The organism is Mycobacterium sp. NGS29, from assembly GCF_059812965.1.
In genome coordinates, this window is sequence record NZ_JCALDR010000003.1 from 344,652 (window position 1) to 360,542 (window position 15,891).

At 69.8% G+C, this 15,891-nt stretch carries 14 protein-coding genes; 4 read left to right on the plus strand and 10 right to left on the minus strand.

The genetic code is table 11. The features are described from left to right. Nucleotides 1-4: 4 nt before the first annotated feature. On the minus strand, nt 5-529 hold the full coding sequence (locus AC5Y5Z_RS06275; protein ID WP_463825002.1) for a shikimate kinase: 525 nt from the start codon (nt 527-529) through the stop codon (nt 5-7). A gap of 6 nt (nt 530-535) precedes the next feature. Beyond that, on the minus strand, nt 536-1,744 hold the full coding sequence (aroC, locus tag AC5Y5Z_RS06280) for a chorismate synthase (protein ID WP_473139549.1): 1,209 nt from the start codon (nt 1,742-1,744) through the stop codon (nt 536-538). A 130-nt stretch (nt 1,745-1,874) separates the two neighbouring features. On the opposite strand from aroC, the gene AC5Y5Z_RS06285 reads away from it, so the two are divergent. Then, complete coding sequence (locus AC5Y5Z_RS06285; RefSeq protein WP_463825000.1) at nt 1,875-2,435, plus strand: TerD family protein; 561 nt, start codon at nt 1,875-1,877, stop codon at nt 2,433-2,435. Between the two features lie 5 nt (nt 2,436-2,440). Here the strand turns inward: AC5Y5Z_RS06285 and AC5Y5Z_RS06290 are convergent, their stop codons facing one another. From AC5Y5Z_RS06290 to AC5Y5Z_RS06315, 6 genes are all read right to left on the minus strand, one after another. After that, nucleotides 2,441-2,851 carry an A24 family peptidase gene (locus AC5Y5Z_RS06290; protein WP_499923968.1) on the minus strand — a complete coding sequence of 137 codons (411 nt, stop codon included), beginning with the start codon at nt 2,849-2,851 and terminating at the stop codon, nt 2,441-2,443. 127 nt (nt 2,852-2,978) lie between these two features. Beyond that, nucleotides 2,979-3,797: a shikimate dehydrogenase gene (locus tag AC5Y5Z_RS06295; RefSeq protein WP_499924029.1), complete on the minus strand. Its 819-nt coding sequence runs from the start codon at nt 3,795-3,797 to the stop codon at nt 2,979-2,981. Then, a complete protein-coding gene (gene mltG, locus AC5Y5Z_RS06300) occupies nt 3,784-5,031 on the minus strand; it encodes an endolytic transglycosylase MltG (protein ID WP_473139547.1) in 1,248 nt (415 codons plus the stop codon). The genes AC5Y5Z_RS06295 and mltG overlap by 14 nt, the downstream gene beginning before the upstream one ends. Continuing rightward, nucleotides 5,024-5,512: a Holliday junction resolvase RuvX gene (ruvX, locus tag AC5Y5Z_RS06305; RefSeq protein ID WP_499923970.1), complete on the minus strand. Its 489-nt coding sequence runs from the start codon at nt 5,510-5,512 to the stop codon at nt 5,024-5,026. Before ruvX ends, mltG begins: the two co-directional genes overlap by 8 nt. 6 nt (nt 5,513-5,518) lie before the next feature. Beyond that, the gene (gene alaS, locus AC5Y5Z_RS06310) at nt 5,519-8,215 is read right to left on the minus strand and encodes an alanine--tRNA ligase (RefSeq protein ID WP_499923971.1); all 2,697 of its coding nucleotides are present in this window, start codon (nt 8,213-8,215) and stop codon (nt 5,519-5,521) included. A 94-nt stretch (nt 8,216-8,309) separates the two neighbouring features. Beyond that, nucleotides 8,310-8,699: a secondary thiamine-phosphate synthase enzyme YjbQ gene (locus AC5Y5Z_RS06315; RefSeq protein ID WP_473139664.1), complete on the minus strand. Its 390-nt coding sequence runs from the start codon at nt 8,697-8,699 to the stop codon at nt 8,310-8,312. Nucleotides 8,700-8,829: 130 nt separating this feature from the next. Here AC5Y5Z_RS06315 and AC5Y5Z_RS06320 point away from each other — a divergent pair, with 130 nt between their 5' ends. Beyond that, on the plus strand, nt 8,830-9,450 hold the full coding sequence (locus AC5Y5Z_RS06320) for an antibiotic biosynthesis monooxygenase (RefSeq protein ID WP_499923973.1): 621 nt from the start codon (nt 8,830-8,832) through the stop codon (nt 9,448-9,450). 19 nt (nt 9,451-9,469) lie between these two features. On the opposite strand, the gene AC5Y5Z_RS06325 is transcribed toward AC5Y5Z_RS06320, so the two are convergent. Together AC5Y5Z_RS06325 and AC5Y5Z_RS06330 are read right to left on the minus strand one after the other, a co-directional pair. After that, the gene (locus tag AC5Y5Z_RS06325) at nt 9,470-9,805 is read right to left on the minus strand and encodes a hypothetical protein (protein WP_463824994.1); all 336 of its coding nucleotides are present in this window, start codon (nt 9,803-9,805) and stop codon (nt 9,470-9,472) included. Then, nucleotides 9,802-11,160: a replication-associated recombination protein A gene (locus tag AC5Y5Z_RS06330; protein ID WP_499923976.1), complete on the minus strand. Its 1,359-nt coding sequence runs from the start codon at nt 11,158-11,160 to the stop codon at nt 9,802-9,804. Before AC5Y5Z_RS06330 ends, AC5Y5Z_RS06325 begins: the two co-directional genes overlap by 4 nt. Before the next feature lie 126 nt (nt 11,161-11,286). Between AC5Y5Z_RS06330 and AC5Y5Z_RS06335 the strand changes: the two genes are divergently transcribed. Continuing rightward, the gene (locus AC5Y5Z_RS06335) at nt 11,287-12,420 is read left to right on the plus strand and encodes a DUF2189 domain-containing protein (protein ID WP_499923977.1); all 1,134 of its coding nucleotides are present in this window, start codon (nt 11,287-11,289) and stop codon (nt 12,418-12,420) included. A gap of 134 nt (nt 12,421-12,554) precedes the next feature. Further along, nucleotides 12,555-15,887 (plus strand): transglutaminase family protein, encoded by a 3,333-nt coding sequence (locus tag AC5Y5Z_RS06340; protein ID WP_473139543.1) that lies wholly within the window; start codon nt 12,555-12,557, stop codon nt 15,885-15,887. The last annotated feature ends 4 nt before the right edge of the window (nt 15,888-15,891 follow it).

Genomic DNA, 15,891 nt, shown 5'->3' on the forward strand with positions numbered 1-15,891 from the left:
TCAGTCATTGGGCGGCCTCTACCTCGGTCTTGAGCCGCGACACGATGTAGCGGACCACCGCGCCGGGGTTGCGCCGGTTGGTGTCGACCCGGATGGTCGCGACCCGGCGGTACAGCGGAATGCGTTTGGACATCAGTTCCCGGAATTTCTCGGCACGGTCGGGTCCGGCCAGCAGCGGGCGCACGGTGCTGCCGCCGGTGCGCCGCACCCCTTCGGCGGCGCTGATCTCGAGATAGACCACGGTGTGGCCGGCCAGCGCGGCGCGCACCCCGGGGCTGGTGACCGCGCCGCCGCCCAGCGAGAGCACGCCGTCGTGCTCGGCGAGCGCCGCGCGCACCACCTCCTCCTCGATGCGACGGAACTCCTGCTCGCCGTCGGTGGCGAAGATGTCGGCAATGGAACGCCCGGTCTGCGCCTCGATGGCGGCGTCGGTGTCCAGCATGCTCACCCCGAGCGCCTTGGCGAGCCGACGCCCGATGGTCGACTTGCCAGAACCCGGCAAGCCCACGAGTACCGCCTTGGGAGCCATGGCGGGCTAGCTTCCGGACGCCCGGGCCGCCGGCGCTTCCCGGTCGGCAACCGAACGCTGGTAGGCCTCGATGTTGCGCCGGGTCTCGGCCAGGGAATCGCCGCCGAACTTCTCCAGCGCCGCACGCGCGAGCACCAGCGCGACCATGGATTCGACCACGACTCCGGCGGCCGGCACGGCGCACACGTCGGAGCGCTGGTGGATGGCGACGGCCTCGTCACCGGTGGCCAGGTCGACGGTGGCCAGCGCCCGCGGCACGGTGGAGATCGGCTTCATCGCCGCGCGCACCCGCAGCGGCTGGCCGTTGGTCATCCCGCCTTCGAGGCCGCCGGCGCGGTTGGTCGAGCGCACGACCCCGTCGGGACCGGGATACATCTCGTCGTGCGCGCGGCTGCCGCGCCGACGTGCGGTTTCGAACCCGTCGCCGATTTCAACGCCCTTGATCGCCTGGATGCCCATCACCGCGGCGGCCAGCTGACTGTCCAGCCGGTTCTCGCCGCTGGTGAAGGAACCCAACCCGACCGGTAGGCCCAGCGCTACCGCTTCGACGACACCGCCGAGCGTGTCGCCGTCCTTCTTGGCGGCCTCGATCTCGGTGATCATCGACGCTTCGGCGGTGCCGTCGAACGCGCGGACCGGGCTGGCGTCGATGGCGGTCAGGTCCTCCGCGCGCGGCGGCGGACCGTCATAGGGCGCGGACGCACCGATGGAGATGACGTGCGAGATCACCTCGACGCCGAACGCCTGGCGCAGGAATGCCCGCGCGACCGTGCCGGCCGCCACCCGGGCGGCGGTCTCGCGGGCGCTGGCGCGTTCGAGTACCGGCCGGGCGTCGTCGAAGCCGTACTTGAGCATGCCCGCGTAGTCGGCGTGGCCGGGCCGCGGCCGGGTCAGCGGCTCGTTGCGCGCGCTGTTCTCCAGTTCTTTGGGGTCGACGGGGTCGGCCGACATCACGGTCTCCCACTTGGGCCATTCGGTGTTGCCGATCTCGATCGCGATGGGCCCGCCCAGGGTGACGCCGTGCCGCACCCCGGACAGCATGGTGACCGCGTCGCGCTCGAATTTCATCCGGGCACCGCGGCCGTAACCCAGCCGGCGGCGGGCCAGTTCGTCGGCGATCTCGGCGGAGGTGACTTCCACCCCGGCGACCATGCCTTCCACCAGGGCCACCAACGCCCGGCCATGGGACTCTCCGGCAGTGATCCAGCGCAACACCCGGTTATCTTCCCACGCGCGCGGCCGGCACCGGCCGGGCCTGCCGCCGATGTACTAGCGTGACGATTACTCCTGGTCGGACCGGGGCAACCCCGCACGGCAATCCGCACGCGCTGGAAAGGTGATCGGCATGGGTGTCAGCCTGAACAAGGGCGCCAACGTCTCACTGTCGAAGCAGGCCCCTAATTTGACCGCGGTGTCGGTGGGATTGGGTTGGGAGAGTACCTACGACCTGGATGCCAGCGCGCTCGCGTGCGGCGAGAACCGCAAGGTGCTGTCCGACAGCCACTTCGTGTTCTATAACAACCTCCGCTCCCCCGATGGATCCATCGAGCACACCGGGGACATCCTCGAAGGGTCCGGCGAGGGCGACGACGAGGTCATCAACGTCGACCTGGTCGCGGTGCCGGCCACCATAGCCGCCATCTATTTCGTGGTCTCCATCCATGACCCGCACGGCCAGGGACAGACATTCGGCCAGGTGCGCAACGCCTACATCCGGGTGTGGGATCAGGTCACCAGCAGCGAGCTGGCCCGTTACGACCTGTTCGAGGACGCCTCTACCGAAACGGCGATGGTCTTCGGTGAGCTCTACCGCCGCAACGGCGAGTGGAAGTTCCGCGCCATCGGCCAGGGCTACGCCTCGGGGCTGCGCGGCATTGCGCTCGACTACGGCGTCAACGTCGAATAGGCCCCTCAGCCCAGCACGGCCAGCGCGGTCGCGCCCGCCGTCGCCAACACCATCGACGGACCGTGCGGCACCGCGCGCACCCCGAGCACCAGCGCCGCCACCGCCGTGAGCAGCGGCGCGGTGATCGCCGCCAGAAACCACACCTCGGCACCGAAGCACCCGGCCAGCCCGCCCAGACCGATCGCCAGCTTGACGTCGCCGGCGCCCATCGCCGTCGGCGACACCAGGTGCACCAGCAGGTACGCCCCGGTCAGGGCTGCCGCGCCGGCCACGGCGGGGACCCCGCGACCGGCCGCGACCGCGCCGGCCAGGATCGCCGCAGCGCCGGGCAGGGTCAGCAGGTTGGGCAGTCGTCGGTCCCGGACGTCGTAGCAACACAGCACCGCCATCCACGCGATGACCAGCCCGACCCGCATGCGGGCGACGGTATTCGGGTTGCGCTGAGGCGCAAGTCAGGGCCGGCCGGCGCGAGCGTCCCCGAAATGCCGCCGCTCACCGGCGTGTCGACGCGCATATGAGGACTGTCGCGGGCGACGGGCACCGCTATCCGGCCACCGCGCGCGCCATCGCCGCACGCGGTGCCGGCAGTCCGGTGAACAGCTCCACCTGCGCGAACGCCTGATGCAGCAGCATCTGCAGACCGCTGACCACCCGCCCGCCGGCGGCCTGCACTTCTGCGGCTAACGGCGTCGGCCACGGATGGTAGATCGCGTCCAGCAGCACCGGGACCGCGGCGAACGTCTCGGCGTAGCGGGCCGCGACGTCGGCCGGGATGGTGCTGACCAACGCGTCGGCGGTGGCGACCGCGCCGGCCAGCCCGTCGTCGTGCAGGCCGCAGAACCCCGTCGACACCCCGACCCGAGCGCCCAGCTCCACCAACCGCGCCGCTTTGTCCGGATCGCGCGCGACCACCGTGATCTCCCCGACCCCCAGCTGAGCCAACCCCAGCACCGCGGCCGGTGCGGTGCCACCCGACCCGAGCACCAGGGCGTGCCCACTGACCTGGCCCAGCGCACCGGCGACGCCGTCGATGTCGGTGTTGTCGGCCAGCCAGCCGCGCGGCGTGCGCACCAGTGTGTTGGCCGATCCGACCTGCTCGGCACGCGGGGTGTGTTCGTCGGCGAAGCGCAGCGCGGCGAACTTGCCCGGCATCGTCACCGAGAGCCCCACCCACTCCGGTCCCAAGCCCGCCACCACCCCGGGCAGCGCGTCGGCGTCGCACTCGATGCGGTCATAGGTCCAGTCCTGCAGGCCCAGCGCGCGATAGGCGGCCAGGTGCAGCTGCGGCGATCGGGAATGCGCGATCGGCGAGCCCAGCACCGCGGCCTTTCTGCCGCCGCGGCCCCGCTCAGCGAGCGGAATCGAGGACACCGTTGCGCTTGGCCAGTTCGATGTTGGCCAGATGCTGCTGGTAGTCGCGGGTGAACAGGGTGGTCCCCTGACCGTCGATGGTGACGAAGTACAGCCAGTCACCGGGCGCCGGATGCACCGCGGCGTTCAGCGCCTCCACCCCCGGCGAGCAGATCGCGGTGCGCGGCAGCCCGTCGACCATGTAGGTGTTCCAGGGCGTGCGCTGCGCGCGGTCCCCGTCGCTGGTGGCTACCTCGCGGCGGTCCAGCGGGTAGTTGACCGTCGAGTCGAACTCCAGCTTGCGATGTTCGTGCAGCCGGTTGTAGATGACCTGCGCCACCTTCGCGAAGTCCTGGGCATTGGCTTCCTGCTGCAGCAACGAGGCCACCACCAGGACGTCGTAGGGCGACAGGCCCAACGACTTGGCGGTGTCGACCAGCCCCGAGGTCAGGTATTGCGTCGCGCCGGCGCCGATCAGGTTGGCGAGGGTGGTTTCGGCGGAGCCGGCCGGATCGATGTTGAACGTCCCCGGCGCGATCAGGCCCTCGATCCGGCGATGGTCGTCGCCGAGTTCCTGCACCCGCTCCACGGCCCAGTCCGGCACCAGCAGCGCCGCCGATGTGCCCTTGCCGGCCGCGGTCCGCAGATCGGCCACCGACACGCAGCGCTGGTTGCCGTCCAGGTCGACGCAGGTGGCCCGCGAAATCAGGGTGAGGATGCCGGGCGTCGTCTTGTTGGTCTTCATGTCGGTGGTGTCGTCGAGCTGACGTCCCTCCGGAATGACGAGCCTGCCCACCCGACTTTTCGGATCGACCAGGCGCGACACCGCATTGGCCGCGGGAATCTCGGTGCGCATCCGGTAGAAGCCGGGCTGTATCGACGTGATGGCCGCGTTGCCGTGGGCGGCGTCGACGAACGCGCGCACCGTGCGCACCACCCCGCGCTTGAGCAGGGTCTCCCCCACCGCGGTGGTCGAGTCCCCGGACAGGATTTGAATCACGATGTCGCGCTTGCCATCGCCGGAGAAGTCGTCGTCTCTCGCGGTGACCAGGTGCCACATCTTGGAGCCGAGCAGCACCGCGGCCACCACGACCACCGTCAGCAGGCTGATCGCGAAGACACCCGCGAAGCGGCGCCGGCGGCGGGTTCGCTGCGCGCGCTTGCGGGCGGCCCGCGTCGTTCGGCTCGGGCCGACGGCTTGGGGCTTGGCCCTGGTCTCGTCCTGGCTTTCGTCGAGTTCAGACATCCGACACCCGTTCAGCGGTCAGGGCACGGCGTTGATCCAGCCAGCCCTGCAGGATCGCGACCGCCGCAGCCTGATCGATCACCGCGCGTTGCTGTTTGGCCCGCATACCCGCGTCGCGCAGCGAACGCTGCGCGGTGACGGTGGTCAACCGTTCGTCGGCCAGCCGAACCGGCACCGGCGCCACCCGCCGCGCCAGCTCGTCGGCGACTTCGATCGCGTCCTGCGCTGACGAGCCGATCCGGTCGGCCAGGGTGCGGGGCAGCCCGACGACCACTTCGACGGCCTCTATCTCGGCGACCAGCGCGGCCAGTCGCCGCAGATGCCGGCCGGACCGGTCGCGACGCACGGTTTCCACCGGGGTGGCCAAGATGCCGTCCGGGTCGCTGGCGGCCACCCCGATCCGCACGGTTCCCACGTCGATCCCCAGCCGACGTCCACGCCCGGGGTCGTCCTCGCCCGGCCGGTCAGATTCCTGCGGCAACCCCACTCAACCGACCCGCGCTATCTGTGCGCGTACCGCGGCAAGGGCCGCGTCGATGCCGGCCGGGTCCTTGCCCGATCCCTGCGCCAGGTCGGCTTTGCCGCCGCCGCGGCCGTCGACGGCCACCGCCAGCTGCTTGACCAGCTCGTTGGCGCTGAGTCCCAGATCCTGCGCGGCGGCGTTGGCCGCCACCGCATACGGCACGCTCGCACCTTCCCCCTCGGCAATGAGCGCCACCACCGCGGGATCGCTGCCCAGCTTGCCGCGGATGTCGCCGGCCAGCGCACGGAGGTCCGCGGCGGTGGTCCCGGCCGACATGCGTTGCGCCACCAGCCGGACATTACCGATGCGCTCGGCCCCGGCGGCGGCATTTGACGCAGCAGCCCGGGCGGTCGCCTGCCGGGCGCGGTCGAGTTCCTTCTCCGCCGCCTTGAGCCGCTCGACCAGGTTGGCCACCCGCGCGGGCACCTCCTCGGAGGGCACTTTCAACGACGACGCCAGTCCAGCCATCAGCGCACGTTCCTTGGCCAGGTGCCGGAACGACTCCAGGCCGACGTAGGCCTCCACCCGGCGCACCCCGGAACCGATGGACGATTCGCCCAGGATGGTCACCGGACCGATCTGCGCCGAGTTGTGCACGTGGGTGCCGCCGCAGAGTTCCAGCGAGAACGGTCCACCGATCTCCACCACCCGCACCTGATCTGGATACGCCTCACCGAACAGCGCCATCGCGCCCATCGCCTTGGCTCTGTCGAGATTCTCGAGGAAGGTATGCACCTCGAAGTCGGCCTGGACGGCCTCGTTGGTGACTTCCTCGATCTGGGTGCGCTGGTCTTCGGTCAGCGGGCCCTGCCAGTTGAAGTCGAAACGCAGATAACCCGGGCGGTTCAGCGATCCGGCCTGAACGGCGTTGGGGCCCAACACTTGTCGCAGCGCAGCATGCACCATGTGGGTGCCGGAGTGGCCCTGGGTGGCGCCTTTGCGCCAGCCGGGGTCCACCGCGGCGAGCACGGTGTCGCCTTCGACGAACTCGCCGGATTCGACGTTGACCCGGTGCACGTGAACGGTTTTGGCGATCTTCTGCACGTCGGTCACCGCGGCCTTGGCGCTGCCGCCCGACCCGGTGCCGCTGATGGTGCCGGCATCGGCGATCTGCCCGCCGGACTCCGCGTAGAGCGGCGTGCGGTCCAGGATCAGCTCCACCCGGTCGGCGTCGACACCGTCGGCGTGCGACACCACCGGCACCCGCTTGCCGTCCACGAAAATGCCGAGAATCCTTGCCTGAGATGATAATTCGTCGAACCCGGTGAATTCCGTCGGTCCGGCGTCCACCAGTTCGCGGTAGGCGGTCAGATCGGCGTGCGCGTGCTTGCGGGCGGCCGCGTCGGCCTTGGCCCGCCGGCGCTGCTCGGCCATCAGCTCGCGGAAACCGGCCTCGTCGACCGTCAGGCCGGATTCGGCGGCCATCTCCAGGGTGAGCTCGATCGGGAAGCCGTAGGTGTCGTGCAGGGTGAACGCGTCCGAGCCCGAAACCACCGACACCCCGGCGGATTTCGTGGCCCCGGCCACGTCGTCGAAGAGCCGGGAACCCGAAGCCAGCGTGCGGTTGAACGCCGTCTCCTCGGCGACGGCGATGCGGTTGATCCGGTCGAAGTCGCTGACCAGTTCCGGGTACGACGGACCCATCGCGTCGCGCACGGTGGCCATCAGATCGCCCACCACCGGGGTGTCGATACCCAGCAGTTTGGCCGAGCGGATCACCCGGCGCAGCAGTCGGCGCAGCACGTAACCGCGGCCGTCGTTGCCGGGGCTGACCCCGTCGCCGATCAGGATCGCGGCGGTGCGGGAATGGTCGGCAATGATGCGGTACCGCACGTCGTCGGGATGATTCCCGACGTCGTAACCGCGCGGTGCGCGGGCAGCCACCAGGTCGATGACTGGCCGCAGCAGGTCGGTCTCGTAGACGTTGGCCACGTTCTGCAGCACCAGCGCGATACGTTCCACACCCATGCCGGTGTCGATGTTCTTGCGCGGCAGCGGCCCGAGGATCTCGTAGTCCTCCTTGGAGGTGCCCTCGCCGCGCTCGTTCTGCATGAACACGAGGTTCCACACCTCGAGATAGCGGTCCTCGTTGGCGATCGGACCACCGTCGACGCCGAATTCGGGCCCGCGGTCGTAGTAGATCTCCGACGACGGCCCACACGGCCCGGGGATGCCCATCGACCAGTAGTTGTCGGCCATCCCGCGCCGCTGGATCCGCTCCGGCGGCAACCCGGCGATCTCCTGCCACAAACCCGCGGCCTCGTCGTCGTCGAGATAGACCGTGGCCCAGAGCTTCTCCGGGTCCATGCCGTAACCACCCTCGATGACGTTGGTGGTCAACAAGTCCCAGGCCAGCGCGATGGCCTCGCGCTTGAAATAGTCGCCGAAGCTGAAATTGCCGGCCATCTGGAAGAACGTGTTGTGCCGGGTGGTGATGCCCACCTCGTCGATGTCGGGTGTGCGGATGCACTTCTGGATGCTGGTGGCGGTGGCGTACGGGGGCGTGCGCTGCCCCAGGAAGAACGGCACGAACTGCACCATGCCGGCGTTGACAAACAGCAGGTTGGGGTCGTCCAGGATCACTGAGGCACTGGGCACCTCGGTGTGACCCGCCTTCACGAAATGATCAAGGAAACGCTTCCTGATCTCGTGTGTCTGCACTCTTCTTCTTCCTCGTTCCGGTACCAGGTCAACCGTCAGCCTATGCGCCGCAGCAGGCTACCGAATACCGAATTCGGCCCGCCCAGCCTGCCAGTCAGCCGCCGACGAAGCTCAACCGGACCGACCGCTTGGGGTTGTCCCGGTTCAGGTCGACCAGGACGACGCTCTGCCAGGTGCCCAGCAACGGCTCGCCGCCACTGACCGGCACCGTGATCGACGGTGCGACGATCGCCGGCAGCACGTGATCGGCACCGTGGCCGGGCGAGCCGTGCGCATGCCGGTAACGGTCGTCGCGCGGCAGCAGCCGCTCCAGGGTGTCCACCATGTCCTCGTCGGAGCCCGCACCCGTCTCGATGATCGCGACACCGGCGGTGGCGTGCGGGACGAAGATGTTGCACAGGCCGTCCTCGTGGCTGCCGCAGAACGACCGCACCGCATCGGTGAGATCGACGTAGCGGCGACGCGTGGTGTCCACCTCCAGCACATCGGTATGCACCCGGTCAGCCTACGGTGCACGCCCTACGCGCCGCCAAGTACAGATGTGACGGTTGCCACACCGGCGGGGTCGGAGGAAGGTGGGTGATGAACCCCCCGACGACAGAAAGGGGCCGATCGTGTACGCACGCTCCACCACCATCCAGGCGCAACCTTCGCTGCTCAACATGGGTATCGCCCACATGCGCGACGTGGTGCTGCCCACGCTTCGCGAGGTCGACGGTTGTCTGGGCATGTCGCTGCTGGTGGACCGGGATTCGGCCCGATGCGTCGCGACGAGTGCCTGGGAGACCGAGGAGGCGATGCGCGCCAGCGCGGAGCGGGTGTGGCCGGTGCGCAGCCGCGCCGTGAAGATCCTTGGCGGCAGCGCCGTCGTCGACCAGTGGGAGATCGCCGCGCTGCACCGCAACCGGCGCTCGGGTCTGGGCGCGTGCGTGCGCGCCACCTGGCTCAAGGCCCGGCCCGAACAGTTCGAACACGCCCTGGACTTCTACAAGTTGGCGGTGCTGCCGGCCATTGAGGAGTTCGACGGGTTCTGCAGCGCCAGCGTGATGATCGACCGCACCTCGGCGCGGGCGGTGGCGTCGGTGACCTACGACAGCCGCGAAGCGATGGAACGCAGCAGCGAGGCGGCCCGCTCGCTGCGCACGGCGATACTGCGGGACCTGGGCGTCGACCAGGACGATGTCGGCGAGTTCGAACTGGCGATCGCGCGGCTGCGGGTGCCGGAACTGGTCTGACCGGCCCGACACTGAGGCGCTACGGCAGCGCGTCCCCGGGGAACCCCAGGCACGGGTGCACCTCATAGCTGAACACCTCGGCGACGACGCCCGGGTCGCCGGCCATGATCGCGTCCGTGTCCTCGACGGAGGCGGCGAACACCGCGACACCGCACACGTCGGACTCGTCGGTGCTCGGCAGCACCACGGCCAGCACACCGTCGTCGCGCAGGCCGAAGTTGCGCCGGCCGTGCTCCCACACGATCCCGGACGCGCCGTCGTCGCCGTAGTTGGGTCCGCGCTTGAGGATCACGACGCTGTAGGGCTTGGCCGTTGCCAGCAGCGGCGCCATCTCCTCGTCGCTGAAGGTTTTCATGACTGTCCCCGTTTCCCGCGAATGATCGCGCGCAACCGGTCCAGCCGGCCGACGATCTCGCGTTCCGCACCCCGGCCGGTGGGCCGGTAGTAGTCCACGCCCACCAGTTCGGTCGGCGGATATTGTTGCGCGACAACGCCATCCGGGGCGTCGTGGGAATACTTATAACCCTGCGCGTTGCCCAGCGCTGCCGCGCCCGCGTAGTGCCCGTCGCGCAGCTGGGCCGGCACCAGGCCCGCCTTGCCCGCCTTGATGTCGTTGATCGCCGCGCCCAGCGCCGTTGTCACCGCATTGGACTTGGGCGCGGTGGCCAGGTGAACGGTGGCGTGCGCCAGCGTCAGCTGTGCCTCGGGCATCCCGATCAGCGCCACCGTCTGCGCCGCCGCGACCGCCACCAACAGCGAAGTCGGGTCCGCCATGCCCACGTCCTCGCTGGCCAGGATCATCAGCCGGCGCGCGATGAAGCGCGGATCCTCCCCCGCGACCAGCATCCGTGCCAGATAGTGCAGCGCGGCGTCCACGTCGGAGCCGCGCACCGACTTGATGAACGCGCTGACGACGTCGTAGTGCTGGTCGCCGTCGCGGTCGTACCGCACCGCGGCCCGGTCCAGCGACTGTTCCACGGTTTCGACGGAGACGTGGTCGGTGACCTCGGCGGCCACCTCCAGTGCGGTCAGCGCGCGGCGGGCGTCGCCGGCCGCCAGTTGCACCAACAGTTCGACGGCTTCCGGCGCCACCGACACCGTGCCGTTCAGTCCGCGCGGATCCTCGATGGCGCGCTGCACCACGTTGCGGATGTCATCGGCGCTCAGCGGGCGCAGCTGCAAGATCAGCGACCGCGACAGCAGCGGCGCGACCACCGAGAACGAGGGGTTCTCCGTGGTGGCCGCCACCAGCAGCACCACCCGGTTCTCCACCGCGGCCAGCAGTGCGTCCTGCTGGGTCTTGGAGAACCGGTGCACCTCGTCGATGAACAACACCGTCTGCTCGCCGGAGAGCGCACCCAACCGCGCCTTCTCGATGACCGCGCGCACCTCTTTGACCCCGGCCGACAACGCCGACAACGCCTCGAACCGGCGGCCGGTGGCCTGCGAGATGAGCCCCGCCAGCGTCGTCTTGCCGCTGCCCGGCGGACCGTAAAGGATGGCCGAGGCCATGCCGGAGCCCTCGACCAGACGGCGTAACGGCGACCCCGCCGCCAGCAGATGCTGCTGCCCGACCACCTCCTGCAGCGACGCCGGGCGCATCCGCACCGCCAGCGGCGATCCGCTCTCGGCGGCGCTTCCGGCACCGAAACCGGCCGGATCCGGTGTACCGGGCAGGTCGAACAGACCGTCGGACACGTTTTCAGGCATACCACGCAGGGCGGACAGGCCACCAATGCGCGCGTGGTGGGCGCACATTTGCTAAGTTCCCGTTTGCTACGCCCGCACGAGTCAGGCCCCCATCGACAAGAGCGAACTACGAGGCAGAGGACAGCAATGAGCCAGCCGCCAGAATATCCAGGCAACCCGGCCGACCCGCAGGGCGGATATCCTCCGGGCTACCCGCCGCAGCCGCGCCAAGGCGGTGGCTATGGGGCGCCCCCGCCGCCACCACCGAGCTTCAGCCCGCCCCCATCCGGGCCCGACTTCTCCAAGCCGCAAAGTCCGTCGCCCGGCAGCTACCAGGCGCCCGGTTACAGCGCGCCGCCACCTCCGCCACCACCCGGCGGCGGGTACGGCGCACCCCCGCCCGGCCCGGGCGCCGGCCCGGCCGCCGGCCCGTTCAGTGTGGGCGACGCCTTCAGTTGGGCGTGGGGCAAGTTCACCAAGAACGTCGGCCCGATGGCCGGATCCGCGGCGATATTCTTCGTCGTCATCGCGGTGCTCGGCGGCATCATGTACGGAGCGTTCATCGCCTCCCTGATGAGCGCGGGCACCACCACCTACGACCCGCAGACGGGTTCCTACTCGACCTACGCCTCCGACAGCGCGCTCGGCATGGGATCGATCATCGGCATGGGCCTGATGGGGCTGGTGCTGGCCGTCGTCGGTTACTACATGCAGGCCGCCATGGCGTCGGGCAGCCTGGACGTCGCCGACGGCCGGCCGGTGTCCTTGGGCTCGTTCCTGAAACCGCGCAACCTGGGTCCGGCCGTGCTGACCGCGCTGCTGGTGGCCCTCGGCGTGGCCGTCGGCACCTTCCTGTGCTACATCCCGGGCCTGATCTTCGCTTTCCTGTCGATGTTCGCGATCCAGTTCGCGATCGACAGGTCGCTGTCGCCGGTGGATTCCATCAAGGCCAGCATCAACACCACCAAGGCGAACGTGGGTCCCGCCCTGCTGTCCTGGCTCGTCCAGGTCGCCGTGCTGATCGTCGGTGAGTTCGCCTGCGGCGTCGGCTTGATCGCGGCCATCCCGGTCGCGATGCTGATCCAGGTCTATACGTACCGCAAGTTGACCGGCGGGCAGGTCGCGCCGCTGGAGCAGGCCGGCCAGGCCTCTGGTCTGCCGCCCGGCCAGCAGTACCCCGGCCAGCAGTACCCGGGCCAGCAGCCCTACCCGGGCCAGCAGCAGTACCCCGGCCAGCAGCCCTACCCGGGCCAGCAGCAGTACCCTGGTCAGCAGTACTAGGCGCCATCAGCGGTAACACCCCGAAACAGGCTGTTCACGCCGAACGGCCAAAACCCGAATAACAGCCGCCCGCAACGTAAGCCAGCACTGGCGCACGCTGCGGGCGGCTGTCTCATGTGATGGGATCAGCGGTTATGAGTATCAAAGTTGCACTGGAGCACCGCACCAGTTACACCTTTGACAAGCTGGTCCAGGTGTATCCGCACGTCGTGCGGTTGCGCCCGGCGCCACACTCCCGCACTCCGATCGAGGCCTACTCGCTGCGGATCGATCCCGGCGAGCACTTCATCAACTGGCAACAGGACGCGCTGGGCAACTTTCTGGCCCGGTTGGTCTTCCCCAAGCCCACCCGGGAGCTGACCATCACCGTCGGCCTGATCGCCGACCTCAAGGTCATCAACCCGTTCGACTTCTTCATCGAGGAGTGGGCCGAGACGTGGGACCCGGATAAATCGCTGTACCCCAAGGCGCTGGCGCACGACCTCGAACCGTTCCTGCGTCCCGTCGACGAAGGCGCGGAGGGGTCCGGCCCGGGCGACTTGGTGCAGGCCTGGGTCGGCAACTTCAACGTGCCCCCCGGCACCCGCACCATCGACTTCCTGGTCGCGCTGAACCGGGCCATCAACGCCGACGTCAGCTACAGCCTGCGGATGGAACCCGGCGTCCAGACGCCGGATCACACGCTGCGCAGCGGGGTGGGCTCCTGCCGGGACTCGGCATGGCTGCTGGTGTCGATCCTGCGCCAGTTGGGGCTGGCCGCCCGGTTCGTGTCGGGCTACCTGGTGCAGCTGGCCTCGGACGTGCCGCCCCTGGACGGGCCCTCGGGACCGGCCGCCGACTTCACCGACCTGCACGCGTGGACCGAGGTGTACGTGCCCGGCGCGGGCTGGATCGGGCTGGACCCGACCTCGGGGCTGTTCGCCGGCGAAGGCCACATCCCGCTGGCCGCCACCCCGCATCCGTCGTCGGCCGCGCCGATCACGGGCAGCACCGATCCGTGTACCTCGACCCTGGAGTTCACCAACACCGTCACCCGGGTGCACGAAGACCCGCGGGTGACGTTGCCGTACACCGACGACGCGTGGGCCTCGATCTGTGCGCTGGGCGACCAGGTCGACCGGCGCCTGGTCGCCGGCGACGTGCGGCTGACGGTGGGTGGCGAGCCGACGTTCGTCTCGGTGGACAATCAGGTCGACCCGGAATGGCGCACCGCCGCCGACGGACCGCACAAGCGGCGGTTGGCCTCCGAGCTGGCCGCCCGGCTCAAGGCGCAGTGGGCGCCGCAGGGTCTGGTGCAGCGCAGCCAGGGCAAGTGGTATCCCGGGGAGCCGCTGCCGCGCTGGCAGATCGGTCTGTATTGGCGCGCCGACGGCCGCGCGCTGTGGAGCGACGACACGCTGCTGGCCGACCCGTGGTCACCCGAACCGGCGGACCCGGTCGCCGACGAGACCGCACGCGACGTGCTGGCGACGGTCGCCGAAGGGCTGGGGCTGCCGCTCACCCAGGTGCGCGCCGCGTACGAGGATCCGCTGGTGCGGTTGGCGAAGTCGGTCCGGCTGCCGGCCGGTGACCCGGTGGCACCCGGCGACGACCTGGACCCCGACGCCGAACAGGACACCGAATCGGGCCGCGCCGCGCTGGTGGCCCGGCTCGACGAAGCGGTCACCACCCCGGCGGCGTTCGTCCTGCCGCTGCACCGCCGCGACGACGGCTCCGGTTGGGCCAGCGCGAACTGGCGACTGCGGCGCGGGCGCCTGGTGCTCACCGAGGGCGATTCCCCGGCGGGCTTGCGGTTGCCACTGAGTTCGATCAGCTGGCAACCGCCCCCGGCGTCGTTCGAGGTGGATCCGGGGACCCTCGGGTCGGTGCTGCCGCCGGAACCGGAGGGCGATACAGCCGTCGTCGTGGACCCGGAGAACGCGCCGACGACCGCCCTGGTCGCCGAGGTCCGCGACGGGCTGCTGTATATCTTCCTGCCGCCCACCACCGCCCTGGAACATTTCATCGACCTGGTCGCGCGGGTGGAGACCGCGGTGGTCAAGGCCGGCTGCCCGGTGGTGATCGAGGGTTACGGCCCGCCGACCGACCCGCGGCTGATCTTCACCACGGTCACCCCCGACCCCGGCGTCATCGAGGTCAACGTCGCGCCGACGGCCAGTTTCGACGAGCAGCGCCGACAGCTGGAAACGCTCTACGAGCAGGCCCGGTTGACCCGGCTGTCCACCGAGTCGTTCGACATCGACGGCACCCACGGCGGCACCGGCGGCGGTAACCACATCACGCTCGGCGGCGTCACCCCGGCCGACTCGCCGCTGCTGCGGCGTCCCGACCTGCTGGTCTCGCTCCTCACCTACTGGCAGCGGCACCCGGCGCTGTCCTACCTGTTCGCGGGCCGGTTCGTCGGCACCACCTCCCAGGCGCCGCGGGTGGACGAGGGCCGCGACGAGGCGCTCTACGAGCTGGAGATCGCGTTCGCCGAGATCGCGCGACTCTCGGCCGGTGGGGGGGCCAAGCCGTGGGTGACCGATCGCGCGCTGCGCCACCTGCTGACCGACATCACCGGCAACACGCACCGCGCCGAATTCTGCATCGACAAGCTCTACAGTCCCGAAGGCTCCCGCGGCCGGCTGGGCCTGCTCGAGTTGCGCGGGTTCGAGATGCCGCCGCATCTGCGGATGGCGATGGTGCAGTCGCTGCTGGTCCGGTCGCTGGTGGCCTGGTTCTGGGAGCAGCCGCTGCGCGCTCCGCTGATCCGGCACGGCGACAACCTGCACGGCCGGTACCTGCTGCCGCACTTCCTGATCCACGACATCGCCGACGTGGCGGCCGACCTGCGCGCGCAGGGCATCCCCTTCGAGACCAGCTGGCTGGACCCGTTCACCGAGTTCCGCTTCCCGCGGATCGGCACCGCGGTGTTCGACGGTGTGGAGATCGAGTTGCGCGGCGCCATCGAGCCGTGGAACACCCTCGGCGAAGAATCCACCGCCACCGGCACCGCCCGCTATGTGGACTCTTCGGTGGAGCGCATCCAGGTGCGGATCATCGGCGCCGACCGACACCGCTATGCGGTGACCTGCAACGGCTATCCGATACCGCTGCTGGCGACCGACAACCCCGATATCCACGTGGGCGGGGTGCGCTATAAGGCCTGGCAGCCGCCGAGCGCGTTGCACCCGACCATCTCCATCGATGTCCCGCTGCAGTTCGAGCTGATCGACCTGACCGCCGGGACGTCGCGCGGCGGCTGCACCTACCACGTCGTTCACCCCGGTGGGCTTGCCTATGACATGCCCCCGGTCAACGCCGTGGCCGCCGAGTCGCGCCGGGCGCGGCGCTTCGAGGCGTCCGGCTTCACACCCGGCAAGCTCGACCTGGCCGGTCTGCGCGAAAAGCAGGCGCGACTGTTCACCGACGTCGGCGCGCCGGGCATCCTGGATCTGCGTCGCGTGCGTACCGTGCAGCGGTAGTGGC

Bases quoted from the DNA above. Each gene is read 5' to 3' on its own strand.
- AC5Y5Z_RS06275 (WP_463825002.1), bottom strand. From the start codon at position 529: ATGGCTCCCAAGGCGGTACTCGTGGGCTTGCCGGGTTCTGGCAAGTCG.
- AC5Y5Z_RS06285 (WP_463825000.1), top strand. From the start codon at position 1,875: ATGGGTGTCAGCCTGAACAAGGGCGCCAACGTCTCACTGTCGAAGCAG.
- AC5Y5Z_RS06290 (WP_499923968.1), bottom strand. From the start codon at position 2,851: ATGCGGGTCGGGCTGGTCATCGCGTGGATGGCGGTGCTGTGTTGCTAC.
- mltG (WP_473139547.1), bottom strand. From the start codon at position 5,031: ATGTCTGAACTCGACGAAAGCCAGGACGAGACCAGGGCCAAGCCCCAA.
- AC5Y5Z_RS06325 (WP_463824994.1), bottom strand. From the start codon at position 9,805: ATGAAAACCTTCAGCGACGAGGAGATGGCGCCGCTGCTGGCAACGGCC.
- AC5Y5Z_RS06330 (WP_499923976.1), bottom strand. From the start codon at position 11,160: ATGCCTGAAAACGTGTCCGACGGTCTGTTCGACCTGCCCGGTACACCG.
- AC5Y5Z_RS06335 (WP_499923977.1), top strand. From the start codon at position 11,287: ATGAGCCAGCCGCCAGAATATCCAGGCAACCCGGCCGACCCGCAGGGC.
- AC5Y5Z_RS06340 (WP_473139543.1), top strand. From the start codon at position 12,555: ATGAGTATCAAAGTTGCACTGGAGCACCGCACCAGTTACACCTTTGAC.